At 73.3% G+C, this 25661-nt stretch carries 20 protein-coding genes and 1 tRNA gene; 19 read left to right on the forward strand and 2 right to left on the reverse strand.

Translation table 11 applies throughout. The features are described 5' to 3' along the window. Nucleotides 1-563: 563 nt before the first annotated feature. From ACFY4B_RS15490 to ACFY4B_RS15525, 8 genes are all read left to right on the forward strand, one after another. Nucleotides 564-1718: an LLM class flavin-dependent oxidoreductase gene (locus ACFY4B_RS15490; RefSeq protein WP_117489518.1), complete on the forward strand. Its 1155-nt coding sequence runs from the start codon at nt 564-566 to the stop codon at nt 1716-1718. Further along, a complete protein-coding gene (locus ACFY4B_RS15495; RefSeq protein WP_049655459.1) occupies nt 1715-2233 on the forward strand; it encodes a GNAT family N-acetyltransferase in 519 nt (172 codons plus the stop codon). Before ACFY4B_RS15490 ends, ACFY4B_RS15495 begins: the two co-directional genes overlap by 4 nt. Before the next feature lie 10 nt (nt 2234-2243). Further along, on the forward strand, nt 2244-3188 hold the full coding sequence (locus tag ACFY4B_RS15500) for an ABC transporter substrate-binding protein (protein WP_387968262.1): 945 nt from the start codon (nt 2244-2246) through the stop codon (nt 3186-3188). 28 nt (nt 3189-3216) lie between these two features. Beyond that, nucleotides 3217-4230: an amino acid ABC transporter permease gene (locus ACFY4B_RS15505; protein WP_079271885.1), complete on the forward strand. Its 1014-nt coding sequence runs from the start codon at nt 3217-3219 to the stop codon at nt 4228-4230. 53 nt (nt 4231-4283) lie between these two features. Further along, on the forward strand, nt 4284-5036 hold the full coding sequence (locus ACFY4B_RS15510) for an amino acid ABC transporter ATP-binding protein (RefSeq protein WP_387968366.1): 753 nt from the start codon (nt 4284-4286) through the stop codon (nt 5034-5036). Between the two features lie 44 nt (nt 5037-5080). Next, nucleotides 5081-6061, forward strand: coding sequence for an ABC transporter substrate-binding protein (locus ACFY4B_RS15515; RefSeq protein WP_387821987.1), 981 nt, complete (start codon nt 5081-5083; stop codon nt 6059-6061). Between the two features lie 115 nt (nt 6062-6176). Further along, on the forward strand, nt 6177-7388 hold the full coding sequence (locus ACFY4B_RS15520) for a serine/threonine-protein kinase (protein ID WP_387968264.1): 1212 nt from the start codon (nt 6177-6179) through the stop codon (nt 7386-7388). A gap of 204 nt (nt 7389-7592) precedes the next feature. After that, nucleotides 7593-8444, forward strand: a complete 852-nt coding sequence (locus ACFY4B_RS15525; RefSeq protein ID WP_387968266.1) for a fumarylacetoacetate hydrolase family protein — start codon at nt 7593-7595, stop codon at nt 8442-8444. A 75-nt stretch (nt 8445-8519) separates the two neighbouring features. Here ACFY4B_RS15525 and ACFY4B_RS15530 read toward each other — a convergent pair whose 3' ends face one another. After that, a complete protein-coding gene (locus ACFY4B_RS15530; RefSeq protein ID WP_074001443.1) occupies nt 8520-9254 on the reverse strand; it encodes a TetR/AcrR family transcriptional regulator in 735 nt (244 codons plus the stop codon). A gap of 119 nt (nt 9255-9373) precedes the next feature. Here ACFY4B_RS15530 and ACFY4B_RS15535 point away from each other — a divergent pair, with 119 nt between their 5' ends. The 4 genes from ACFY4B_RS15535 to ACFY4B_RS15550 all read left to right on the forward strand — a co-directional run bounded on the left by ACFY4B_RS15535 (nt 9374) and on the right by ACFY4B_RS15550 (nt 15009). Next, on the forward strand, nt 9374-11098 hold the full coding sequence (locus ACFY4B_RS15535; RefSeq protein WP_049657741.1) for a DUF885 domain-containing protein: 1725 nt from the start codon (nt 9374-9376) through the stop codon (nt 11096-11098). Between the two features lie 266 nt (nt 11099-11364). After that, a complete protein-coding gene (locus ACFY4B_RS15540) occupies nt 11365-12909 on the forward strand; it encodes an MFS transporter (protein ID WP_375876500.1) in 1545 nt (514 codons plus the stop codon). Nucleotides 12910-12990: 81 nt separating this feature from the next. Continuing rightward, complete coding sequence (locus ACFY4B_RS15545) at nt 12991-13923, forward strand: carbohydrate kinase family protein (protein WP_387968268.1); 933 nt, start codon at nt 12991-12993, stop codon at nt 13921-13923. Nucleotides 13924-14031: 108 nt separating this feature from the next. Then, the gene (locus ACFY4B_RS15550) at nt 14032-15009 is read left to right on the forward strand and encodes a trypsin-like serine peptidase (protein ID WP_387968270.1); all 978 of its coding nucleotides are present in this window, start codon (nt 14032-14034) and stop codon (nt 15007-15009) included. Between the two features lie 122 nt (nt 15010-15131). On the opposite strand, the gene ACFY4B_RS15555 is transcribed toward ACFY4B_RS15550, so the two are convergent. Next, a tRNA-Arg gene (locus ACFY4B_RS15555) sits at nt 15132-15203 on the reverse strand. 223 nt (nt 15204-15426) lie between these two features. On the opposite strand from ACFY4B_RS15555, the gene ACFY4B_RS15560 reads away from it, so the two are divergent. The 7 genes from ACFY4B_RS15560 to rho all read left to right on the forward strand — a co-directional run bounded on the left by ACFY4B_RS15560 (nt 15427) and on the right by rho (nt 25658). After that, complete coding sequence (locus ACFY4B_RS15560; protein WP_049655897.1) at nt 15427-15882, forward strand: response regulator; 456 nt, start codon at nt 15427-15429, stop codon at nt 15880-15882. 83 nt (nt 15883-15965) lie between these two features. Continuing rightward, nucleotides 15966-17627, forward strand: a complete 1662-nt coding sequence (argS, locus tag ACFY4B_RS15565) for an arginine--tRNA ligase (RefSeq protein ID WP_049655895.1) — start codon at nt 15966-15968, stop codon at nt 17625-17627. An 89-nt stretch (nt 17628-17716) separates the two neighbouring features. Continuing rightward, on the forward strand, nt 17717-19108 hold the full coding sequence (gene lysA, locus ACFY4B_RS15570) for a diaminopimelate decarboxylase (protein WP_387822007.1): 1392 nt from the start codon (nt 17717-17719) through the stop codon (nt 19106-19108). A 138-nt stretch (nt 19109-19246) separates the two neighbouring features. Then, entirely contained in the window at nt 19247-20539 is a 1293-nt protein-coding gene (locus ACFY4B_RS15575) for a homoserine dehydrogenase (protein ID WP_049655891.1), read from the forward strand. Between the two features lie 10 nt (nt 20540-20549). Continuing rightward, nucleotides 20550-21650 carry a threonine synthase gene (gene thrC / locus ACFY4B_RS15580; RefSeq protein ID WP_049655889.1) on the forward strand — a complete coding sequence of 367 codons (1101 nt, stop codon included), beginning with the start codon at nt 20550-20552 and terminating at the stop codon, nt 21648-21650. A gap of 364 nt (nt 21651-22014) precedes the next feature. Further along, nucleotides 22015-22953 (forward strand): homoserine kinase, encoded by a 939-nt coding sequence (gene thrB, locus ACFY4B_RS15585; protein ID WP_049655887.1) that lies wholly within the window; start codon nt 22015-22017, stop codon nt 22951-22953. Nucleotides 22954-23555: 602 nt separating this feature from the next. Beyond that, entirely contained in the window at nt 23556-25658 is a 2103-nt protein-coding gene (rho, locus tag ACFY4B_RS15590) for a transcription termination factor Rho (RefSeq protein WP_181970680.1), read from the forward strand. Nucleotides 25659-25661: the final 3 nt, after the last annotated feature.

Genomic DNA, 25661 nt, shown 5'->3' on the forward strand with positions numbered 1-25661 from the left:
CTCAACACGGCCGGCGCGTGGCACTGCACTCCGCGTCGATCGTACGCACGCGCGATCGACGGCTGTCAAGGGTGGTCGGGGGTGCCGGAGGGCTTCGTCGAAGCGCGTCGAAAAACCGACAGGAGATCGCAACAGTGCGGCAATGATGGATGGTTGACGTACCGATCGGCCGACTGTTCAACTTGGGGCCATGTACGCCGAGCAGCCCCTGGTCACCCGCGACCACATCGACTTCGGTCGGGTGTGGTCCGCGGCGTGTCGCGGCTGACCCGGCAGCGGGCCGCCCGTCCGGCCTGATCCCCCGGCGGGGAGAGCCCTCCCTCGGACCGCCCCGTCGCGGCCGGATCCGTCGTCGACGACCGGCGACGCGTCAGGCCCCCGCTGCCGCCGATGACCCCGCACTGCGCTCCGGCCCTCCCGCGCTCCGGCCCTCCCGTCGTCCGGTACCTCCGCTCCCGCACCCCTCCCACCGTCACCCGCCCGACGGCCGCCCCGCCGCGGCCGCCTCCGGTGCCGCCCACCCGCGGTCCACCGGACCTCCACCCACCCCGAAAGGTTCCGCCATGCCCGTCGAATTCCTCGGCATCGCCGCCACCGGCGACGGTTCGGAGACCACCGCCCGCACCACCGCCGCCTTCGACCGCGACTACACCCTGCGGCTGGCCCGGGCGCACGAGGACCACGGCTGGGACCGGGTGCTCTTCGCGTACGGGGCCGGCGCCCCCGAGCCGGCGGCCGCGGCGGCCTTCCTCGCCTCGCACCTGGACCGCCTCCAGATCCTGCTGGCGCACCGGCCCAACGTCTCCTACCCGACCTTCGCGGCCAAGACCTTCGCGACGCTCGACCGGATCAGCGACGGCCGGCTGACCGTCCACTTCATCACCGGCGGCAACGACCACGAGCAGCAGCGCGAGGGCGACTTCCTGACCAAGGACCAGCGCTACGAGCGCACCCGCGAGTACATCGGCATCGTCAAGAAGGCCTGGACCAGCCGGGAGCCCTTCGACCACGAGGGACCGCACTACCGCTTCAACGACTTCGTCTCCGACGTCTTCCCCGTGCAGCAGCCGCGCCCCGGGGTCTCCTTCGGCGGTTCCTCGGACGCGGCCTACGCGGCCGGCGGCGCCGAGGCGGACGTCTACTGCCTGTGGGGCGAGCCGCTGGCCCGCACCGCCGAGCAGATCGAGCGGGTGCGGGAGGCGGCCCGGGCCGCCGGGCGCACCGACGTGCCGCGGATCCAGGTGGCGTTCCGGCCGATCATCGCGCCGACCGAGGCGCTGGCCTGGGAGAAGGCACACCGGACGGTGGCCGCGATCCGGGCCCGCCGGGGCGCCGACCGGCCGGGGACCACCCCCGAGGCCGTGACACCCGAGAACACCGGCTCCCGGCGGCTGATCGAGATCGCCGAGGCCGGCGAGCGCTACGACCGCGCGCTGTGGACCCCGACCGCCGCGGCCACCGGCGGGGCGGGCAACTCCAACGCGCTGGTCGGCACCCCGGAGACGGTCGCCCAGGCGCTGCTCGACTACTACGACCTCGGTGTGGACATCCTCTCCGCGCGCGGCTACCACCTGCTGGACGACGCGATCGACTTCGGCCGGTACGTCATCCCGATCGTCCGCGAGGAGGTCGCCAAGCGGGACGCCGCCAAGGCCGGGGCCGCCCGGGCCGAGCGCGCCGAGCGCGACCGCCACCAGCTGATCGCGGCGCAGGCGTGAGCGCGGCCGGCGGGTGGGAGTTCCGCAAGGCGTCCGTCGACGACCCCCTGGTCGAACCGCTGCTGCGCGAGCTCACCCACGAGTACGTCACCCGGTACGGCCCCGAGGCGCACCAGGAGATGACCCGCTACCCGGGCGAGGCCTTCGCCGAGCCGCACGGCGTGCTGCTGCTCCTGCTGGAGGACGGCGAACCGGTGGCCGGCGGCGCGTACAAGCGCTACGACGAGCGCACCGCCGAGGTGAAGCGGATGTGGACGCACTCCGCGCACCGCCGCCGGGGCCTGGCCCGCCGGGTGCTGGCCGAGCTGGAGCGGACGGCCGTCGCGGCCGGCTACAGCCGGTTCTACCTCACCACCGGGCCGCGCCAGCCCGAGGCCAGGAACCTCTACCTGGCGGCCGGCTACACCCCGCTGTTCGACGTCTCGGCCGATCCGCTGACCATCGGCCCGCTCCCCTTCGAGAAGCGGCTGCCGGTCCTCGGACCGCAGTCGCCCGTTCTGGCCCACACTCCCTGAAAGGCCCCCCGTGAGAACCAGCACCGTCCGCCGCCGCCTGCTCGCGACCGCCGCCCTGCTGCCGGTCCTGGCCCTGGCCGCCTGCGGCTCGGACCCGAAGATCGCGGGCGCGGCGGCGGGCGGTCCGTCCGCCGCCGCCACCGAGGACCTCGTCTCCGGCCTCAGGACCTCGCAGGCCGCCGCCGCGCTGCTGCCCGAGGACGTCCGCGCCGCCGGCACGATCAGGTTCGGCTCGTCCTTCGGCACGCCGCCCAGCGCCTTCTACACCGACCAGGCCGACCGGAGGCCCGCCGGGATCGACGTGGACTTCACCGACGCGGTGGCCAAGCTGCTCGGCCTGACCGTGCAGCGCGAGCAGGCCGCCTTCGAGACCATCCTGCCCGCCCTGGACAGCGGGAAGTACGACGTCGGCACCGGCAACTTCGGGGTCACCGCGGCCCGGCTGAAGACCATCGACTTCGTCACCTACATCGACGACGGCCAGGGCTTCGCGGTGAAGAAGGACAACACCGCGATCCAGCCGGTCACCGACCTGGTCCAGCTGTGCGGACTGACCATCGGCACCGGCGCCGGCACCACCTTCGAGACCACCCTCAACAGCCGGAAGAGCGTCTGCACCGACGCCGGGAAGAAGCCGTACGAGGTCAAGGCGTTCAGCGAGAGCGGCGCCCTGCTGACCAGCCTCCAGCAGGGCCGGGTGGACATCGAGATGTCCACCATCAACGGCCTGCGCCACCAGGTCGCGCAGGAGGCCTCCGGGACCCGCTTCCTCAACGAGTTCCACCGCCTCGACGTCGGCTTCGCCCTGAAGAAGGGCTCGAAGCTCGCCCCGGCCCTCCAGGCGGCGGTCAACCAGCTGATCAAGGACGGGACGTACGAGCGGATCCTGCGCAAGTGGGGGGTCGCCGAGTCGGCGATCAAGGAGTCGCAGATCAGCCCGCCCGAGCACGCCTGAGCGCCGGCCCGAGCGAAGGAGACCCCCGATGACCACCGCCACCACCGCCACCACCGGGACCAGCGCGGCCCCGCCCAGCCGGCCGGCCCCGGCCGCCGCCCTGGACCTCGACCGGCTGGCCGGCCTGCGCACCGTCCCCGCCCGGCACCCCTGGCGCTGGGCCGCCGGGATCGCCGCGCTGGTCGTGCTCGCCCAGTTCGCCCACGGCCTGGCCACCAACCCCGGCTGGGACTGGGCCACCTTCCGGCTCTACTTCACCGCCGACACCATCCTCCGGGCGATCGGACGGACCCTCGAACTCACCGCCTACGGCACGGTGCTGGGCTTCCTGCTGGGCACCGTGGTGGCCGCGATGCGGCTGTCCCGCAGCGCGATCCTGCGCTCCATCGCCTGGGCCTACGTGTGGGTGTTCCGCTCGATCCCGCTGATCGTCCAGCTGGTGTTCTGGTTCAACCTCTCCTACCTGTACAAGCGGTTCGGGATCGGCATCCCGTTCGGCCCGACCTTCGGCGAGGTCGAGACGGTCGGCGTGCTCAGCGCGCTCGGCGCGGCGGTGCTCGGCCTCGGGCTGCACCAGGCCGCGTTCGCCGCCGAGATCATCCGCGGCGGCATCATCGCGGTGGACGCCGGCCAGCGCGAGGCCGCCGCCGCGCTCGGCATCCCGCGCTGGCGGCAGGGCCGGCGGATCGTGCTGCCGCAGGCCATGCGCGGCATCCTGCCGGCCGCCGCCAACGAGGTGATCTCGCTGCTCAAGGGCACCTCGGTGGTCTACGTGATGGCCATCGGCGAGCTCTTCTACCAGGCCCAGGTGGTCTACGGCCGCACCGGCCGGGTGGTGCCGCTGCTGATGGTCGCCACCGTCTGGTACGTGCTGCTGACCACCGTGCTCTCGGTCGGCCAGTACTACGTCGAGCGCCACTTCGCCCGCGGCGCCCAGCGCACCCCGCCGCCCACCCCGTGGCAGCGCGTCCGGGCCCTCGCCCGGAGCCTGCCGGACCGCACCCGGCCCGCCGCCGCCCGTACCCCCGGAGGACAGTCGTGACCACCCTGACGAAGCCCGAGCCGAGCCCGGCTGCCCCGACCCCGGCCGCCCCGATGGTGCAGGTCCGCGGCCTGCACAAGACCTTCGGCCGGCTGGAGGTGCTGCGCGGGGTCGACCTGGACGTCCCGGCCGGCTCGGTGACCGTGGTGCTCGGCCCGTCCGGCTCCGGCAAGTCCACCCTGCTGCGCGCGATCAACCACCTGGAGAAGCTGGACCGCGGCCACGTCGCCATCGACGGCGAGCTGATCGGCTACCGCCGCTCCGGCGACCGGCTGTACGAGCTCAAGGAGCGCGAGGTGCTGCGCCAGCGCACCGGCATCGGCTTCGTGTTCCAGAACTTCAACCTGTTCCCGCACCTCACCGTGCTGGAGAACCTGGTCGAGGCGCCGGTCTCCGCGCTGCGCCGCCCCCGGGCCGAGGCCAGGGCGACGGCGCTGGCGCTGCTGGAGCGGGTCGGGCTGGCCGACAAGGCCGCCGCCTACCCCCGGCAGCTGTCCGGCGGCCAGCAGCAGCGGGTGGCGATCGCCCGGGCGCTGGCGCTGGAGCCGAAGGTGCTGCTGTTCGACGAGCCGACCTCGGCGCTCGACCCGGAGCTGGTCGGCGAGGTGCTGGACGTCATCAAGGACCTGGCCCGCAGCGGCACCACGATGATCGTGGTCACCCACGAGATCGGCTTCGCCCGCGAGGTCGCCGACACCGTGGTCTTCATGGACGGCGGCGTGGTGGTCGAGCAGGGCCCGCCCGCCGAGGTCCTGGACCGGCCGCGGCACGAGCGCACCCGGGCCTTTCTGGCCAAGGTCCTCTGACCCCCTCTTTCCCCAACCCCCCTTCACCGAGCAGGAGTTCCGCCATGTCCCTACCCCGTCGCGCCCTCGTGACCGCCGCCGCGCTCACCGCAGCCCTCGTCCTGGCCGGCTGCGGCAGCGGCGCCACGGGCGCGGCGGGCGAGCTCGCCCCGGCCAAGGGCAGCACCGCGCCGGACGGCACGGTGGTGAACCTGTCGCCGAACCAGGAACGGGTCACCACGCCCAAGGTCGACGCGATCGCCGCTCTGGTCCCGGAGGAGATCAGACGGAAGGGGACGCTGAGCGTCGTCGACTCCATCGGCTCCACCCCGCCGCTGGACTTCTACGCCAACGACGACAAGACGATCATCGGCGTCGAACCGGACCTCGCCCTCCTGATCGGCAACGTGCTCGGCCTCAAGGTCGAGTTCAACCCGGTCTCCTGGGAGAACATCTTCGTCGGCCTGGACAGCGGCAAGTACGACGTGGGCCTGTCCAACATCACCGTCACCGAGGCGCGCAAGGAGAAGTACGACTTCGCCACCTACCGGCTGGACGTCCTGGGCTTCGAGGCGAAGAAGGGCGGCGGCCTCAAGGTCACCGGCCCCAGGGACCTCGCGGGCAAGACGGTCGGCGTCGCCACCGGCACCAACCAGGAGAAGCTGCTGGTCTCCTGGAGCGAGGAGAACGTCAGGAACGGCCTCAAGCCGATCGACATCAAGTACTTCCAGGGCACCGAGTACTACCTGGCGCTCTCCTCCGGCCGGATCGAGGTCTACACCGGCCCCAACCCCAGCCTGGCCTTCCACGCCGTGCAGACCGGCGAGACCGAGGTCGTCGGCACCTACTCGGGCGGCGGCGCGGACGTCCTCGGCAAGATCGCGGCGACCACCCGGAAGGACAACGGCCTGGTCAAGGCGTTGAACGGGGCGATCGACGAGGTGATCAGGAACGGCACGTACGGGCAGGTGCTCAAGCGCTGGGGCCTGGACAACGAGGCCGTGAAGAGCTCCGAGATCAACCCGCCCGGACTGCCCAAGCCGTAGCCATGGGAGTTGGGCCCGGCTCGTTCACCCGTTCGTCCCCGCCCGCCGCTATGGTGACCCCTCCGACCCCTCCGGCGGCGAACGCCGAGCGGGCGCGGTCGGGTTGGGGGAGGGAATGGAGAAGGGCGAGGTGCTCGGCGGCCGCTTCCGGCTGGAGCAGGAGCTGGGCCGGGGCGGCTTCGGCGTGGTCTGGCGGGCGACCGACACGACCATCGACCGGCCGGTCGCGGTCAAGGTGCTGCTCGCCGAGCACGCCACCGACCGGGAGGCGGTCAGCCGGTTCGTCCGCGAGGCCCGGACGGCCGGCGGCCTCAACAACCCGCACATCGTCACCGTGTACGACTACGGATGGACGGAGTCCGGCTCCGGGAAGATCCCGTACCTGGTGATGGAGCTGGTCCGCGGCCGGGCGCTGTCCGAGGTGCTCAAGGACGGCCGGCCGGACCACAAGCAGGGGCTGCGCTGGATGCGGCACGTGTGCAAGGCGCTGGACGCCGCGCACCGCTCGGGGATCGTCCACCGGGACATCAAGCCCGAGAACGTGATGATCGTGGAGGACGGGGAGCGGGCCAAGGTCCTGGACTTCGGCATCGCCCGACTGGTCACCCAGACCGTCCGGCTCACCTCCACCGGCAACGTGGTCGGCACCGTCCCGTACCTGGCGCCCGAGTGCTGGTCCGGCGGCCCGGTGGACGGCCGGGCCGACCTCTACGCGCTCGGCATCATGCTGTACGAGGTCTGCACCGGCACCCGCCCTTTCCGCGCCGCCTCGGCCGCCGAGTACATGTACAAGCACCTGGAGGAGGTCCCGCCCCGGGTGCGCGGCAAGGACCCGGCCCTGGCCGGGCTGGTCGCCGAACTGCTCGCCAAACGGCCCGGACAGCGGCCGGCCGGCGCCGCCGAGGTGCTGGAGCGGCTGCGCGCCATCCGGCCCGGGATGCTGCGCCCGGACGACCCCAGCCCGGAGCAGCTGCGCCGGCGGGCCGACCGGGCCTGGCGGCACGGTGAGGCCGGCGAGGCCGCGGAGGCGGTGGAGATCCTCACCGCGCTCGTCCCCGACTTCGCCCGGATCTGCGGCCCGGAGGACCCGCGCACCCTGCGCACCTGCCACGACCTGGCCCTCTGGGTGGCCCGGGACGGCAGCCCGGGCGCGGCCGCCGCCCTGCTGGACGAACTGGCCCAGGTGCCCGGCGCCACCCCGGAGGCCCGGGCGGACGCCCGGCGCGACCTCGCGTACTGGCAGCGGGAGGCCGCCCGGCTCGGCCCGGGCCGGCCGCGGGCCGTCGCCCTGGCGGCGCTGCTCGGCGGCGGCGCGCAGGACGGCTGAGCCGCCGCCGCGCGGCCGGCCCGGCGGGTGTCAACCGTGCGGGCCGCCGAGCCGGGGCGGCGGCCGGAGCGCCAACCGGGAGGATTTCGCCCATCGGGACGGTCTGGCCCGCCGCCCCGGCGCGTTGGTATACCTCGTTGCCGGACTCGGGAGCGGCCTCCGGGCCGCCCCGGTGAGCTGCGACGAAAGGCTGGTGACGGATCGATGAAGCTCCTGCGCGTCGGACCCGCGGGCGCCGAGCGCCCGGTCGTCCTGGGTGAGGACGGCACCGCGTACGACCTCTCGGGGCGGACCCGCGACCTCGACGGGGCCTTCCTGGCCGGGCTGGACCCGGCCGCACTGGCCCGGGACGCGGCCGCCGGCGTCCTGCCGGTGCTGGACCTCGACGGCCTGCGGGTGGGCGCACCGGTGCCCCGGCCGAGCAAGGTGGTCGGCATCGGGCTCAACTACCGCGACCACGCGGCCGAGGCCGGGGCCGCGATCCCGGCCGAGCCGGTCATCTTCCTCAAGCCGGGCTCCACCGTGGTCGGCCCGTACGACGAGGTGCTGGTGCCGCGCGGCGGCGAGAAGACCGACTACGAGGCCGAGCTGGCCGTCGTGATCGGCCGCACCGCCCGCTACCTGGACTCGCACGCCGAGGCGGCCGGGGTGATCGCCGGGTACACGATCGCCAACGACGTCACCGAGCGGGCCTTCCAGTTCGAGCGCGGCGGCCAGTGGGACAAGGGCAAGTCGGCGGAGACCTTCACCCCGCTCGGGCCCTGGCTGGTCACCCCCGACGAGGTGGCCGACCCGCAGGCGCTGACCCTGCGGCTGTGGGTCAACGGCGAGCGGCGGCAGCACGGCAGCACCGCGGAGATGGTCTTCCCGGTGCTCGAACTGGTCCGCTACGCGAGCCGGTTCATGGTGCTGGAGCCCGGCGACGTGGTCATCACCGGCACCCCGGCGGGGGTCACCCTGGGCCGCCCCGGCACGCCGTACCTCGCCCCGGGCGACGTGGTCGAGATCGAGGTCGACGGGCTCGGCCGCCAGCGCCAGGTGCTCGGCAAGGCGTAATCACGCAGGCCGCCCCGACCCTTGGCACGGGGGTCGGGAGGGGCGCCGGGACCGCTCGGGTGCGGCCGCGCCGCCTTAGGAGCCGCCGCCCAGCACCGCCCGCAGCCGCTCCGCCCGCTCCGGCCGCGGCCCCTCCAGCGCCAGCACCCCCGCCAGCACCTCGGCCGTCTGCGGGTCGTGCAGCGCCGTCGCCGCCGCCATCGCCGTGAACTGGTCCACCAGCCAGTCGCGCAGCTCCGCCACCGGCAGCGCGCGCCCCTCGTCCAGCCAGCTCAGCGACGCGCCCTCGACCACCGCGATCCAGGAGCGCACCAGCAGCGTCAGCCGCGGCCCGGCCTCCCGCACGCCCAGGTGGCGCAGCGTCCGGCGCAGCGCCTCCCGCCGGACGTCGTCCACGATCGCCGAGGTGCGGGCCGTCTCCACCACCGAACCGCCGCGCAGCAGCGCCGAGTAGCCCGCGTCGTGCTCGGCCACGAAGGCGAAGTAGCCGTCCAGCACCGCCGACAGCTGCTCGGACGGCGTCCCGCTCAGCCGCAGCGCGAAGCGGCTGCTCAGCTCGTCCGCCGCGGTGCGCAGCGCGGCCTCGTACAACTGCTGCTTGCCGCCCGCGAAGTAGCGGTACACCAGCGGGCGGGAGGCCCCGGCGGCCTCGGCGACGTCGTCCAGGCCCACCTCCTCGGGCGGCCGGGAGGCGAACAGCTCCAGGGCGACCGCGATCAGCTGCTCGCGCCGCTGCTGGACCGGCAGCCGCCGGTAGCCGGTGCGGCGCGGGCGCGGCTCGGGTGCGGCCGGGGCGGGGCTGGCTTCCATGGCGGCCAAGCGTAATGGGCGCCGGACGGATCGGATCCGGTCGCGCCGAACGGATTTTCGCAGGCGAACCCGGCTCGCAAAGGGGTTGCAAAGCTGCCGCGCCACGAAATGATGTCCGAATGCGTGAAGAACTGATCACCGCCGACGGCGCCACCCCTCGCCGCATCGCCGACGACCACGTCCGCGAACTGGCCGAGCTCGACCCGCTGACCGCGGTGTACCTCGGTCTCAACCTTGACGACGACCGGCTTCCCGACCTCTCCCCGGCCGGTCCCGAGGCCGTCGCCGACCTCGCCCGCCGCACCCTGGCGAAGCTCGACGAGGCCGAGCGGGCCGGTGCCGCCGACGACGAGGCGGAGCGCCGCTGCGCCCGGCTGCTGCGCGAGCGGCTGACCGCCGAACTCGCCGTCCACGAGGCGGGGGAGAACTTCCGCTCGCTGCGCAACCTGGGCTCCCCGGTGCACGACGTGCGGGAGTCCTTCACCCTGATGGGCACCGACACCGAGGCCGAGTGGCAGGTGATCGGCCGCCGGATGGCGCGGCTCCCGGAGGCGTTCGCGCAGTACCGGCGCACGTTGACGGAGGGCGTCGAGCGCGGCCTGCTGTCCGGCCCGCGCCAGGTGGCCACGGTGCTCGGGCAGTTCGCCGAGTGGCTGGGCGAGGACGCGCCCGCCGCCGAGCGGGTGCCCGGCGCCTGGTTCGGCACCTTCGTCCAGGGCGCGCCGGAGGGTCTGCACCCCGAGCTGTCGAAGCACGCGGTGGCCGCCGCCGAGGCGCTGGCGGAGCTGCGGGACTGGCTGCGCGACGTGTACGGCCCGGCCGCGGCCGGCGCCCCGGACACCGCGGGCCGGGAGCGCTACGTCCGCTGGGTGCGCTACTGGACCGGTGCCGACCTGGACCTCGACGAGGCCTACGCCTGGGCCTGGAGCGAGTTCCACGACCTGCTGGCGCAGATGGAGACCGAGGCCGAGAAGGTCCTGCCGGGCGCGGGTCCGCTCGCGGCGATGCGCTGGCTGGAGTCGGACGGCCCGGCGATCGAGGGCGCCGAGGCCGCCCGGGAGTACCTCCAGGGCCTGATGGACCAGGCCGTCCGGGACCTCCAGGGCACCCACTTCGACCTGGCCGAGCCGGTCACCCGGGTCGAGTCGAGGATCGCCCCGGCGGGCAGCGCCGCCGCGCCGTACTACACCGCGCCCTCGCTGGACTTCAGCCGTCCCGGGCGGACCTGGCTGCCGCTGGTCGGCCGGGACCGCTTCCCGGTCTGGGACCTGGTCTCCACCTGGTACCACGAGGGCGTCCCGGGCCACCACCTCCAGCTCGCGCAGTGGAACTACGTCGCCGACCGGCTCTCCACCTACCAGGTGAGCCTCGGCGGGGTGAGCGCCAACCTGGAGGGCTGGGCGCTGTACGCCGAGCGCCTGATGGACGAGCTCGGCTACCTCACCGACCCGGGCCACCGCCTGGGCTACCTCAACGCGCAGATGATGCGCGCGCTGCGGGTCATCGTCGACATCGGCATGCACGTGGGCCTGGACTTCCCGGCGGACTCCCCGTACCGGCCGGGCGAGCCGGTCGCCCCGGAGCACGCCCGGGAGTTCTTCGGCCTGTACTGCGGCCTGTCCGCCGACTTCCTGGACAGCGAGCTGGTCCGCTACCTGGGCCTGCCCGGCCAGGCGATCGGCTACAAGCTGGGCGAGCGCGCCTGGCTGCGCGGCCGGGCGGCGGCGAAGGCGGCGCACGAGGCGCGCGGCGAGGAGTTCGACCTCAAGGCCTGGCACATGGCGGCGCTCTCGCAGGGCTCGCTGGGGCTGGACGACCTGGTCGAGGAGCTCTCGGCGCTCTGAGCCACCACGCGGCGCGAGCCGTGGAACCAGGCCCCCGGGACTCGGTCCGCAGTCCCGGGGGCCTGGTTCTTTTGTCCCGAAGGTCTGATTTGGTGAGGTTTTTCCTTGCCATCCGTCCGGAGCGGGGTTTGGCTGGAAGGCGACTGCGTGACCTCTCCGCCCCACTCCGGAAGGCTCGACCAGTGACTGCGAGAACCGTCGCCGGTCATGAGGACGCGGACCGCCGCCGCTGGTGGGCGCTGGCCGTCATCGCCACCGCCCAGCTCATGATCGTGCTCGACATCACCATCGTGAACATCGCACTGCCGTCCGCCCAACGGGACCTGGGCATCTCGGACGCCGACCGGCAGTGGGTGATCACCGCCTACACGCTGGCCTTCGGCGGCCTGCTGCTGCTCGGCGGCCGGCTGGGCGACCTCTTCGGCCGCAAGCGCGTCTTCACCGTCGGCCTGCTGGGCTTCGCCCTCGCCTCCGCCCTCGGCGGTGCGGCGGTCGGCCCCGCCATGCTCTTCGGCGCCCGCGCCCTCCAGGGCGCCTTCGGCGCCCTGCTCGCCCCCTCCGCGCTGGGGCTGCTCTCCACCACCTTCTCCGATCCGCGGGAGCGCAGTACGGCCTTCGGCATCTTCGGCGCGATCGCCGGCGGCGGCTCCGCGATCGGCTTCATCGCCGGCGGCCTGCTGACCGAGTACCTGGACTGGCGCTGGTGCCTGTTCGTCAACGTGCCGATCGCCGCCGTCACCGCCTTCGCGGCCTTCAACGTGCTGAAGCGCGACCACGTCGGGAAGGGCCGCCGGCTGCGGCTGGACCTGCCCGGGGCGCTGCTCGGCTGCGGCGGCCTGCTGGCGATCGTCTACGGCACCTCCGAGGCCGTGACCAGGGGCTGGGGCGACGGCCTGGTGATCGGCCCGCTGGTCCTGGGCGTGGCGCTGCTCGCGGCGTTCGTCCTGGTCGAACGGCGCACCGCGCACCCGCTGCTGCCGCTGCACATCGTCGCCGACCGCAACCGCGGCGGCGGCGCGCTCTCGGTGGGCCTGGCGATGGTCGGCATGTTCGGCCTCTTCCTGTTCCTGACCTACTACCTCCAGGCCATCAAGCACTTCTCGCCGATCGTGTCCGGCCTGTCCTTCCTGCCCATGACGGTCGCCATCGTGCTGAGTTCGACGGGCTTCGCGGCCCGGATGATGACCAGGGTGCCGTCCCGGAACCTGATCGGCCCCGGCCTGCTGCTCGCCGCGGGCGGCATGGCCTGGCTGACCCAGATGCGGGTGGACAGCCCGTGGGCCGGCATGGTGCTGCCCGCCGAACTGCTGATCGGCTTCGGCATGGGCCTGGTGTTCATGCCGGCCATGAGCCTGGCCACCCTCGGGGTCGCCCCGAACGAGGCCGGCGCGGCCTCGGCCACCATCAACTCGGCGCAGCAGGTGGGCGGTTCGGTCGGCACCGCGCTGCTGAACACGGTCGCCGCGAGCGCCACCGCGAGCTTCCTGGCCACCCGGATCGCCGCCGACCCGGCGGTGCGCGCCCAGGGCGCGGTACACGGCTACGTCGTCGCGACCTGGGTGGCGATGGGCGTGCTGCTGGCGGCCGCGCTGGTCGCGGTGCTGATGATCGACCACCGGCCGACGCCGGTCGCGGCCACCGCCGTCGAGGCCACCGTCGTCGAGGGCGGGGCGGCATCGGCGTCCGCCGTACGGGCGGTGGACGGGCGGCCGAGCCCGCGGGCCGTGGCCCGGGCCGACGTCCGGGCGAACGTCGAGAGCGGGGCCGAGGTCCGGGCCGAGGCGGGTCCGGAGCGGCCACCCGCCGATTGAAATTTGCAGCAAGTCCTTGCAGTCAACCTCCGGCGCCTGCTTGACTCCTGGGCACTGCCCAGGGACCAAGGAGGCGCCGCCGTGCTGCCCGAGACCGTGCCGTCCAGTGCCACAGCGCCCGAGTTCGACCTGCTCGTCGTCGGCGGCAGCGGCGTGGACACCATCGTCCGGGTCGAGCGGCTGGAACTCCCGCCCGGCGACTCGCGGTTCGTCGAGCCGGTGCGGGACTACGTCGGCCACACCGGCAACGGCGTCGCCCTCGGCGCCCACCACCTCGGCCTGCGCACCGCGTTCATCGACTTCCTCGGCGACGACCCCCAGGGCGACCTGGTCCGCGCCCACTACGCGCGCCACGGACTGCACTTCGCGCACCTGGTGAGCCCGTACGGCACCCCGCGCGGGGTCAACCTGGTGGACCCGGCCGGCCGCCGGTTCTCCTTCTTCGACGGCCGCCACCCCGCCGACCTGCGGCTGCCGCGCGACTTCTGTCTGCCGTACGCCGAGCGCAGCCGGCACGTCCACCTGTCCATCACCGGCGTCAACCGGGACATGTACGGCGACCTGCACCGCCTCGGCCGCACCACCTCCACCGACCTGCACGACTGGGACGGCGCCGACCCGCACCACCGCGACTACGCGCTCGGCTCCGACCTGGTCTTCCTCTCGGTGGCCGGCTGCCGCGGCCGGCACGAGGAGGTGATGCGCGCGATCCTCGCCGAGGGGCGCGCGCGGGTGGTCGTCGCCACCGCCGGCGCCGAGGGCTGCCACCTGCTCACCCGGGACGACCCGGCGCCGCGCCGGCTGCCGGCGGTCGACCCGGGCCGTCCGGTGGTGGACACCAACGGCGCCGGGGACGCCTTCGTGTCCGGCTTCCTGTACGCCTGGTTCCAGGGCCGCCCGCCGCTGGACTGCGCCCGGGCCGGTACGGTGGCCGGGGCCTTCGCCTGCACCGCCGCCGGGACGCACACCGCTTTCGTCGGAGCCGCAGAACTGGACGCGGTGCTGACGCGCTGACGGTATTTCTCATCGAGCTCCAAGGAGCCGGTCACGCCCTTTCCAGGCTGAGGCGCCATAGTCGTTCACCGAACGACGCCACCGACCGCCCCGGCAGGAGAGACAGGCATGGGCAAGCACCGCCGCGAGGGCTCGCGCCGCCGCAGACTCCTGGCCCCGTCCCTGTTCACCGCGCTGTCCGCGGTGGCGGTCGCCGCGGTGCTGACCGGGACGCACGGGCTGGACCTGTCCGACACGACGGCCGCCGGGAAGGCGGCCCGCAGCACCCGTGCCGCCGTGCCCGTCCCGGCCGCCGACCCGGCGGCGGTCGCCCCGCCCGCCCCGGTCGCGGCCCCCACGCCCTCCGCGGCGCCGACCGCCGACCCGACGGCCACCGCGACGGCCACCCCCGCCGCCGCGCCGGCCGCCCCGACCACCACCGCCGCCGACGTCGCGCTCGGCACCACCGCCCCGGCGCCGGCCGGCGACCGTGAGACCGGGACGGTCGGCGCGCTGTTCAGCGGCACGCCGACGGCCGGCGACCACTTCTGCACCGCCAGCGTGCTGCACAGCGCCACCGGCAACCTGCTGCTGACCGCCGCGCACTGCCTCAGCAGCACCGACGGCGTCACCTTCGCCCCCGGCTACCGCGACGGCTCCGCCCCGTACGGCACCTGGCGGGTGACCGCGATCCACACCACCGCCGGCTGGTCCCAGAAGGGCGACGAGGACGAGGACTTCGCGATCCTGGAGACCGCCCCCAGCAACGGCCGCAACGTCGAGGACGTGGTCGGCGGCAACCGGCTGGGCACCGACGAGCCGTTCGGCGCCACCGTCCGGCTCTACGGCTACCCCGCCGACGCCGAGGCGCCCGTCCTGTGCACCAACACCACCGGGCAGCAGAGCGCCTACCAGCGGGTCGTCCACTGCCCGTCCTACCCGGGCGGCACCAGCGGCGGCCCGTGGATCAACACCGCCACCGGCGACGTGATCGGCGCGATCGGCGGCTACCAGCAGGGCGGCGACACCGACGACATCTCGTACAGCGCCCTCTTCGACCACACCATCGCGGACCTGTACACCCAGGCCGAGGCGGCCGCCTCCTGAGGCACCGGGCCCGGACCCGGCTCCACCCGGGCCCGGACCCGGTCGCGCGTCCGCATACGACAAAGGCCCAGATCCGTGGATCAACTCCACTGATCTGGGCCTGACTTGCACTTCCTGCGAAGTGCCCCCGGTAGGATTCGAACCTACGCACCCGCCTCCGGAGGGCGGTGCTCTATCCCCTGAGCTACGGGGGCCTGTTGGCCTGTCGGTCGCTCGCGCTTCCGACGTGAGAACAGTACCAGGCTCCGGCGGTGGTCCGTGCACGGGTTTCCCCGAAGATCGTCCGGCCCGCGAATCGGGCGGCGGATCGACCCGGGGATCGACCCGGGGATCGGGCCGTGTGCCGGGTGGGGGCGGAAGTGCCCAAAGGCCGGACGGGGCGGCGGGGCCGCCGATACCCTCGGTGAGGTGTCGGGAGTGTCCGGGCGGGTCCTCGTGGTGGACGACAGCGAGGTGATCCGCCAGCTGATCAGGGTCAACCTGGAGCTCGAGGGCTTCGAGGTGGTGACCGCCGCCGACGGCGCCGAGTGCCTGGAGGTCGTCCGCCGGGTGCGGCCCGACGTGGTGACGCTGGACGTGGTGATGCCGAGGCTGGACGGCCTGCGGACGGCGGCCCGGCTGCGCGCGACCCCGGACACCAGCCGGCTGCCGATCGCGATCGTGAGCGCCTGCACCCCGGCGGACCTCGACCTGGGGGAGACGGTCGGGGTGGACGGCTACCTCGGCAAGCCCTTCGACCCGGCCGACCTGGTGGCCCTGGTCCGGCGCCTGATGGGGCTCGCGGAACAGTCCGCCGGGCCGTCCGGCGGGCGCCGTGCCGGCCCGTCCGACGCAGTTCGCCCTGAGCGAACAGAGCGGACGGATCGCGGCTGAGACCCGGTAACCACGGCGCACCGGCGTCTCAACCGGTAAACCGGGTGGCGGGCGGGTACCCCGTCTCGCCTACGCTTGGCGTCGTGACCCCCGCAGACCTTTCCCAGGCAATCCAGGCCGCAGTGAGCTCCGCCGTCGAGGCGGGCGAGCTGGCCGTCGCCGTGCCCGAGCACGTGACGGTCGAACGGCCCAAGAACAGGGACCACGGCGACTACGCGACCAACGTGGCCCTCCAGCTCGCCAAGGCGGCCGGCAAGCCGCCGCGAGCCGTTGCCGAGCTGCTGGCCGACCGCCTGCGAGGGATCACCGGCGTCGCCAAGGTCGACATCGCCGGTCCGGGCTTCCTGAACATCACCCTGGACACCGCCACCGCCGGCGCGCTGGCGCGCACCGTCGTCGAGGCGGGCGAGGCCTACGGCCGCAACGAGGCCCTCAAGGGCCTGAGGATCAACCTGGAGTTCGTCTCCGCCAACCCGACCGGCCCGATCCACATCGGCGGCGTCCGCTGGGCCGCCGTCGGCGACTCGATGGCGCGCGTGCTGCGGGCCTCCGGCGCCGACGTCACCACCGAGTACTACCTCAACGACGCCGGCGTGCAGATCGGCAAGTTCGCCGCCTCGCTGCAGGCCGCCGCGAACGGCCGCCCGGCGCCCGAGGACGGCTACGTCGGCGAGTACATCGTCGACATCGCCAAGGCGCTCACCGACGCGATCCCCGGCGTGCTCGACCTCTCCGAGGAGGAGCAGCTCCAGGTCTTCCGCACCGAGGGCCTCAAGCTCATGGTCGCCGAGATCAAGCGCTCGATGGACGAGTTCGGCACCCACTTCGACGTGTGGTTCTCGGAGAAGACGCTGCACGACTCCGGCGCGGTCGAGAAGGCCATCGACCGGCTGCGCGAGCAGGGCCACGTCTTCGAGCAGGACGACGCGGTCTTCCTGCGCACCACCGACTTCGGCGACGACAAGGACCGCGTCCTGGTCAAGGCCGACGGCGACAAGACCTACTTCGCCGCCGACGCCGCGTACTACCTGTCCAAGCGGGACCGCGGCGCCGAGGTCGCGCTCTACATGCTGGGCGCCGACCACCACGGCTACGTCAACCGCCTCAAGGCCATCGCGGCCTGCGCGGGCGACGACATGGACCACAACATCGAGGTGAAGATCGGCCAGTTCGTGAAGATGCTTCGCGACGGCGAAGAGGTCCGCATGTCGAAGCGGGCCGGCAACATCATCACGATCGACGACGTGATCGAGTGGATCGGCGTGGACGCCGCCCGCTACACCCTGGCGCGCTCCTCCACGGACTCGACGATCACGCTGGACATCAACCTGCTGACCAGCCAGACCAACGAGAACCCGGTCTTCTACGTCCAGTACGCGCACACCCGGATGTGCGGCGTGGCCCGCAAGGCCGCCGAGCTGGGCGTGGACAAGGGCACGGTCGAGCAGTTCAAGCCCGAGCTGCTCGCCACCGAGTGGGAGTCCGACGTGCTCGGCCACCTCGCGGAGTTCCCGCGGGTGCTGGCCACGGCCGGCGAGCTGCGCGAGCCGCACCGGGTCGCGCGCTACCTGGAGGACCTCGCGGGCAAGTACCACCGCCTGTACGAGAACTGCATGTTCCTGCCCAAGGGCGACGAGGAGCTCTCCGACACGCACCGCGCCCGCCTCTGGCTGGTCGAGGCGACGCGCACCGTGCTCGCCAACGGACTCACGCTCCTGGGCGTGACGGCGCCCGAGCGGATGTAGGCACCACCCCCAAGCGCACGGCGGGGGCGGCTGACGGTCAACGTGGACCGTCGCCGCCCCTCGCCATAGGTCTCGAAGGATCTCCGAAGATGAGTCGCTCCGCACACCCGGCAGGCCCCCGTCACGGCGACGTCCTGCCCGAGGGCCACTACCAGGCCCCGCCCGCCGACCTGAACGCGCTCGACCCCAAGGTCTGGTCGCGCACCGTCGCCCGGAACGCCGAGGGCGTGGCGACCGTCGGCGGCATCGACGTCAAGCGGCTGGCCGCCGAGTTCGGCACCCCCGCCTACGTGCTGGACGAGGAGGACTTCCGGTCCCGGGCGCGCGCCTGGCGGGACGCCTTCGGCACCGGCGCGGACGTCTACTACGCCGGGAAGGCGTTCCTCTCCAAGGCCGTCGTGCGCTGGCTGCACGAGGAGGGCCTCAACCTCGACGTGTGCAGCCCGGGCGAGCTGGCGGTCGCCCTGGCCGCCGGGATGCCGCCGGAGCGGATCGCGCTGCACGGCAACAACAAGTCGGCGGACGAGCTCGAGCACGCGGTGAAGACCGGCGTCGGGCACATCGTGGTCGACTCCTACGAGGAGATCGGGCGCCTGGCCGCGATCGCCGCCCGCCAGGGCGTGCGCCAGCGGGTGCTGATCCGGATCACCGTCGGCGTCGAGGCGCACACCCACGAGTTCATCGCCACCGCGCACGAGGACCAGAAGTTCGGGCTGTCGCTCACCGGGGGAGCGGCCGCCGAGGCGGTGCGCCGGGTGCTCGGCCACGACAGCCTGGAGCTGCGCGGCATCCACTCGCACATCGGCTCGCAGATCTTCGACATGGCGGGCTTCGAGGTGGCCGCCCGCCGGGTGGTCGGCCTGCTGGCCGGGATCCGTGACGAGCACGGCGTCCAGCTGCCCGAGATCGACCTCGGCGGCGGCCTCGGCATCGCGTACACCAGCGAGGACGACCCGCGCGAGCCGGCCGAGATCGCGGCCGCGCTGGCCGACATCGTCCGCCGCGAGTGCGCCGCCGCGAACCTGGACGCCCCCCGGCTGAGCGTGGAGCCGGGCCGGGCGATCGTCGGCCCGACGGCGTTCACGCTGTACGAGGTCGGCACCGTCAAGCCGCTGGAGGGCCTGCGCACCTACGTCAGCGTGGACGGCGGGATGTCCGACAACATCCGCACCGCGCTGTACGACGCCGAGTACTCGGTGGCCCTGGTGTCGCGCACCAGCGACGCGGAGCCGATGCTGGTGCGGGTGGTCGGCAAGCACTGCGAGTCCGGCGACATCGTCGTCCGGGACGCCTTCCTGCCGGCCGACCTGGCCCCGGGCGACCTGATCGCGGTGCCCGCCACCGGCGCCTACTGCCGGTCGATGGCGAGCAATTACAACCACGCCCTCAAGCCCCCCGTGCTCGCCGTCAGGGACGGTGCGGCGCGGGTGATCGTCCGGCGCGAGACGGAGGAGGATCTCCTGCGTCTGGATATCGGATGACGAAATCCTCGTCTCAGATCATGGAACGACCGTAGATCCGTACGGAAAGTCCCCGAGACTGGTAGAGACCGAAGTTCCCGGCGGTCCAGGAAAACCCGCCGGAAATTACCGAAGCAGAAGAATGCAGAGCGGAGTCGGATGATGCGTACGCGCCCGCTGAAGGTGGCGTTGCTGGGTTGTGGTGTGGTGGGCTCCGAGGTGGCGCGCATCATGACGACGACGGCCGACGACCTCGCCGCTCGCATCGGCGCTCCGGTCGAGTTGGCCGGGATCGCGGTCCGCCGGGCCGGGCGGACCCGCCCGGGCGTCCCCGAGCACCTGATCACCACCGACGCCGAGGCCCTGGTCAACCGGGGCGACATCGACGTGGTGGTCGAGGTGGTGGGCGGCATCGAGCCCTCCAAATCGCTGATCCTGTCCGCCTTCCGGCAGGGCGCCTCGGTGGTCAGCGCCAACAAGGCGCTGCTCGCCAAGGACGGCACCGAGCTGCACGCCGCGGCCGCCGAGGCCGGGGTGGACCTGTACTACGAGGCCGCGGTGGCGGGCGCGATCCCGCTGCTGCGCCCGCTGCGCGAGTCCCTCGCGGGGGACAAGGTCAACCGGGTGCTGGGGATCGTCAACGGCACCACCAACTTCATCCTCGACAAGATGGACACCACCGGCGCCGGCTACTCGGAGGCGCTGGAGGAGGCCACCGCGCTGGGCTACGCCGAGGCCGACCCGACGGCCGACGTCGAGGGCTTCGACGCCGCCGCCAAGGCCGCGATCCTGGCCGGCATCGCCTTCCACACCAAGGTCACCGCGGCGGACGTCTACCGCGAGGGCATCACCGAGGTGACGGCGGCCGACATCGCCTCCGCCAAGGAGATGGGCTGCGTGGTCAAGCTGCTCGCGATCTGCGAGCGGGCCGCGGACGGCGAGTCCGTCACCGCGCGCGTCCACCCGGCGATGATCCCGCTGTCGCACCCGCTGGCCTCCGTCCGCGAGGCGTACAACGCGGTGTTCGTCGAGGCCGAGGCGGCCGGCCGGCTGATGTTCTACGGCCCCGGCGCGGGCGGCTCGCCGACCGCCTCCGCGGTGCTCGGCGACCTGGTCGCGGTCTGCCGCAACAAGCTCGCCGGCGCCACCGGCCCCGGTGACTCGGTGTACACGCGGCTGCCGGCCAAGCCGATGGACGAGGTGGTCACCCGCTACCACGTCAGCCTCGACGTGGACGACCGCGCGGGCGTGCTCGCCCAGGTGGCATCCGTCTTCGCCGAGCACGGCGTCTCCATCGACACCGTGCGCCAGCAGGGCCGCGACGGCGACGCCTCGCTCGTCGTGGTCACCCACCGTGCCACCGACGCCGCGCTGTCGGCGACGGTCGACAAGCTCCGCGCGCTGGACAGCGTGCGGGACGTGGCCAGCATCATGCGGGTCGAAGGGGAATAAGGAACCAGCCATGAACGCCGTTGCCGAGAACGTCGTCCGAGGCGCGCACACCCACCAGTGGCGCGGCCTGATCGAGGAGTACCGGGACCGCCTGCCGGTCACCGCGGCCACCCCGGTGGTCACCCTGTTGGAGGGCGGCACGCCCCTGGTCCCCGCCCAGGTGCTCTCCGAGCGCACGGGCTGCGAGGTCTACCTCAAGGTCGAGGGCGCCAACCCGACCGGCTCCTTCAAGGACCGCGGGATGACGATGGCCATCTCCAAGGCCAAGGAGGAGGGCGCGCAGGCGGTCATCTGCGCCTCCACCGGCAACACCTCGGCCTCCGCCGCCGCGTACGCGGTGCGGGCCGGGATGGTCTCCGCGGTGCTCGTCCCGCAGGGCAAGATCGCCCTCGGCAAGATGGGCCAGGCGCTGGTCCACGGCGCCAGGATCCTCCAGGTCGACGGGAACTTCGACGACTGCCTCACCCTTGCGCGTGAACTGTCCGAGAAGTACCCGGTGGCGCTGGTCAACTCGGTCAACCCGGTGCGGATCGAGGGCCAGAAGACCGCGGCCTTCGAGATCGTCGACATGCTCGGCGACGCCCCGGACATCCACGTCCTGCCGGTCGGCAACGCGGGCAACATCACCGCGTACTGGAAGGGCTACCGCGAGTACGCGGCCGACGGCCTCGCCACCCGCACCCCGCGGATGTGGGGCTTCCAGGCCTCCGGCTCGGCCCCGATCGTGGACGGCGCGCCGGTGCTCAAGCCGCAGACCATCGCCACCGCGATCCGGATCGGCAACCCGGCCTCCTGGGACTTCGCGCTCGCCGCGCGGGACGAGTCCGGCGGCCTCATCGACAAGGTGACGGACCGTCAGATCCTGTCCGCCTACCGGCTGTTGGCCTCGCAGGAGGGCGTCTTCGTGGAGCCCGCCTCGGCCGCCTCGGTGGCCGGTCTGCTGGCCAAGGCGGAGGCCGGCCTGGTCGACCCGGGCCAGCGGATCGTCTGCACCGTGACCGGCAACGGCCTGAAGGACCCGGACTGGGCGGTGGCCGGCGCGCCGCAGCCGCAGATCGTCCCGATCGACCCGGAGGCGGCCGCCCGCAGCCTCGGACTGCTCGACCGGTAAAGGGTCCTGACGCCCCGACGGGCCGACCCTTTCGAGGGTCGGCCCGTCGGAGTTCCCCCCTGACACTTTTGTGTCCATTGGGTTCCGCATTGCGATCCTTTTCCACCCCTCCCGTCGACGGGGAGGGGTGAGCATTTCCGGCCAGAACGGCAACACACCAGATCGAAGGCCCACGGGGTGTACCGCTCGGGAACCTCTCTTCGATACTCTGGCTTCGGCCGTGTGGCACATGCCCCGGGCCCGGCGGGTCCGGGCCGCGCCGACACCGCGACCGCCCGCCCCCCGGAGGGGCCGCGGTCCGTTCCCACCCTCGCACCGACGACGCGCTCCGCGCCGCCCGATTTACCCCAGGAGAGTCCACCGTATGGCCGGTCCCGCGTTCCGTGCCGCCGCCGTCCGGGTCAGGGTTCCCGCGACCAGCGCCAACCTCGGCCCGGGCTTCGACGCCTTCGGGCTCGCGCTGGGTCTGTACGACGACGTGGTCGTCCGGGTCGCCGACTCCGGCCTCTCCGTCGACATCGCCGGTGAGGGCGCCGAGACGCTGCCGCGCGACGAGCGCCACCTGCTGGTCCGCTCGATGCGCGCCGCCTTCGACCGGCTCGGCGGCCAGCCCCGCGGCCTCGAAGTGGTCTGCGCCAACCGGATACCGCACGGCCGCGGCCTCGGCTCCTCCTCGGCCGCCATCTGCGCCGGCATCGTGGCCGCCCGCGCGGTGACCATCGGCGGCCGGTCCGCGCTGGACGACGACGCGCTGCTGGCCCTCGCCTCCGAGCTGGAGGGCCACCCCGACAACGTCGCGGCCTGCCTGCGCGGCAACTTCACCATCGCCTGGACCGACGAGGAGTCGGCCAAGGCGGTCGTGCTGGAGCCGTCCGAGCAGGTCGTCCCGGTGGTGTTCGTGCCGGCCGGCGAGGTGCTCACCGAGACCGCGCGCGGACTGCTGCCGAAGACCGTCCCGCTGGCCGACGCGGCCGTCAACGCGGGCCGTTCCGCACTGCTGGTGGAGGCGCTGACCAGGCGCCCCGAACTGCTCCTCGCCGCCACCGAGGACCGGCTGCACCAGGACTACCGCGCCTCCGCCATGCCGGACAGCGCCGCGCTGGTCGGCGCCCTGCGCGCCGAGGGCTTCCCGGCGGTCGTCTCCGGCGCCGGTCCGACCGTCCTGGCCCTCACCGACGAGGCGGGCGCCGACAAGGTGCTCTCCTTCGCCGGACACCACGGCCACGGCGGCGACCCGGCGTTCGCCGCGCACCGGCTGGACGTCGACCGCACCGGGGCCGTCGTGCTCCCGCTGGACGTCTGAGCAGCCCGAACGGGCCGCTCGGGACCCGGCGCCGGCACCCTGCCGAGCCGGGTCCGACGGACACGATTGGCAAGCGCAAGGCTGGGGAATGTCTGAGGGGGTCGGTAGTGTTAACCTCATTGCTGCACCAGGTGCCCTCCGGGGCTAGGTGCGCCGCGTCCCGATCCCAGCGCTCCACGGCAGTGGAGTCCCGGCGATGCACGGGGCGACGATTCTCCGGGAGCCCACCGCAGCGCGTACGCAGCCTGCCTGCGCGACATGCGGCCGCATCCCGAAGCCGTGACGGCACCTGACTCCCACCCGCAGCCTCCCACCTGAGGCCAGGACGGGCGGAGCACGGGCCACCGTCACGCGACGGGGGCCCGGGATTCGCAGGAAGCGTGGGGGTTACGCCCTCAGGGGAGGTCGACACACGACCGGCCCACGCGCCACTCAGCACCACCGTGCTTCACGCACCGCACCTCGCACGTAACCCTCTCTCGACAGGCTCCCGCCATTCGAGGGATCACCGCCTCGGACCGACGCAGTCGAGCGTTGGTCAGGACAGCACAACCGGTCGCCGAGCCAGACAGGCCGACGTCCGCTCCAGGGAAGGACCCTTAGTGAGCGACTCCACCGATCTGATGGGCGCGCGCCCGGACGCAGAGGCGTCGGACGCAGCCGCCGCCCCCGCTGCTCCGGCGCGGCGCCGCCGCAGTGCCGCCGCGGGCCTGGACGGCATGGTCCTGGCCGAGCTCCAGAAGCTCGCCGCGGACCTTGGCATCACCGGTACCGGACGCATGCGCAAGAGCCAGCTGATCGAGACCATCAAGGAGAAGAGCGGCGGGGACCCGCTGCTCGCCGCCGGCGGCACCGCCCCGGCCGCCAAGCGCACCGCCGCCAAGGCGGACGCCGAGGCCCCGGCCGAGAAGCCGGCCCGCCGCACCAAGGCCGCCGCCGCCAAGGCCGAGGCCCCGGCCGCCGCCGAGCCGCAGGCCCAGATCGAGATCCCGGTCCAGGCCGCCGCGGAGACCGCCGCGCCCGCCCGTACCGAGCGCACCCGCCGCCGGGCCACCTCGGCCGCCGGCGCGCCCGTCGCCCCGGTCGCCGAGGCCGCCGCCGAGCCCGCCACCGTCGCGGTCGCCGAGCCGAAGCAGGCCGAGGCCCGCCCGGCCGAGACCCGCGGCTTCGAGGGCCGCGAGGACGGCCGCGAGTCGCGCCGTGACCGCCGTGAGCGCCGTGACCGCCGCGAGGGCACCGAGCGCACCGAGCGCACCGACCGCCAGGAGGGCGGCGAGGCCCAGGACGGCGACAGCCGCGAGTCGCGCCGCGACCGCCGCAACCGCCGCGAGCGCGCCGACCGCCAGCCCCAGCAGGGCGGCGGCCAGCAGCAGGGCGGCCAGGCCGAGCAGCAGGGCCGTCAGGGCCAGCAGACCCAGCAGCCGCAGGCCCAGCAGCAGGGCGGCTACGAGGACGACGAGTTCGGCGAGGGCCGCCGCGGCCGGCGCGGGCGCTACCGCGACCGCCGCGGCCGTCGTGGCCGTGACGGCTTCGAGGCCGCGGGCGTGGCCGAGCCGCAGGTCGGCGAGGACGACGTCCTGATCCCGGTCGCGGGCATCCTCGACATCCTCGACAACTACGCGTTCGTGCGCACCTCCGGCTACCTGCCGGGCCAGAACGACGTCTACGTCTCGCTCGCCCAGGTCCGCAAGAACGGCCTGCGCAAGGGTGACGCCATCACCGGTGCGGTGCGCCAGCCGCGCGAGGGCGAGCGCCGCGAGAAGTTCAACGCCATGGTGCGCCTGGACTCCGTCAACGGCATGGACCCGGAGAGCGGCCGCGGCCGCCCCGAGTTCAACAAGCTCACCCCGCTCTACCCGCAGGAGCGGCTGCGCCTGGAGACCGACCCGGGCGTGCTGACCACCCGGATCATCGACCTGGTGTCGCCGATCGGCAAGGGCCAGCGCGGTCTGATCGTCGCGCCGCCGAAGACCGGCAAGACCATGGTGCTCCAGGCGGTCGCCAACGCGATCACCCACAACAACCCCGAGTGCCACCTGATGGTCGTCCTGGTCGACGAGCGTCCGGAAGAGGTCACCGACATGCAGCGGTCGGTGAAGGGCGAGGTCATCTCCTCGACCTTCGACCGCCCGGCCGAGGACCACACCACCGTCGCCGAGCTGGCCATCGAGCGCGCCAAGCGCCTGGTGGAGCTGGGCCACGACGTGGTCATCCTGCTGGACTCGATCACCCGCCTCGGCCGCGCCTACAACCTGGCGGCGCCGGCCTCCGGCCGCATCCTGTCCGGTGGTGTCGACTCGACCGCGCTGTACCCGCCGAAGAAGTTCTTCGGCGCCGCGCGCAACATCGAGAACGGCGGCTCGCTGACCATCCTGGCCACCGCGCTGGTCGAGACCGGCTCGCGCATGGACGAGGTGATCTTCGAGGAGTTCAAGGGCACCGGCAACATGGAGCTCAAGCTCGACCGGAAGCTCTCGGACAAGCGCATCTTCCCGGCCGTCGACGTGGACGCCTCCAGCACCCGCAAGGAGGAGATCCTGCTCGGCAGCGAGGAGTTGGCCATCGTCTGGAAGCTCCGCCGGGTGCTGCACGCGCTCGACTCGCAGCAGGCGATCGAGCTGCTCCTGGACAAGATGAAGCAGACCAAGAGCAACGCCGAGTTCCTGATGCAGATCGCCAAGACCACCCCCGGCTCCGGCGACTGACCG

The organism is Kitasatospora sp. NPDC001261 (assembly GCF_042896795.1).
Lineage (GTDB): Bacteria > Actinomycetota > Actinomycetes > Streptomycetales > Streptomycetaceae > Kitasatospora.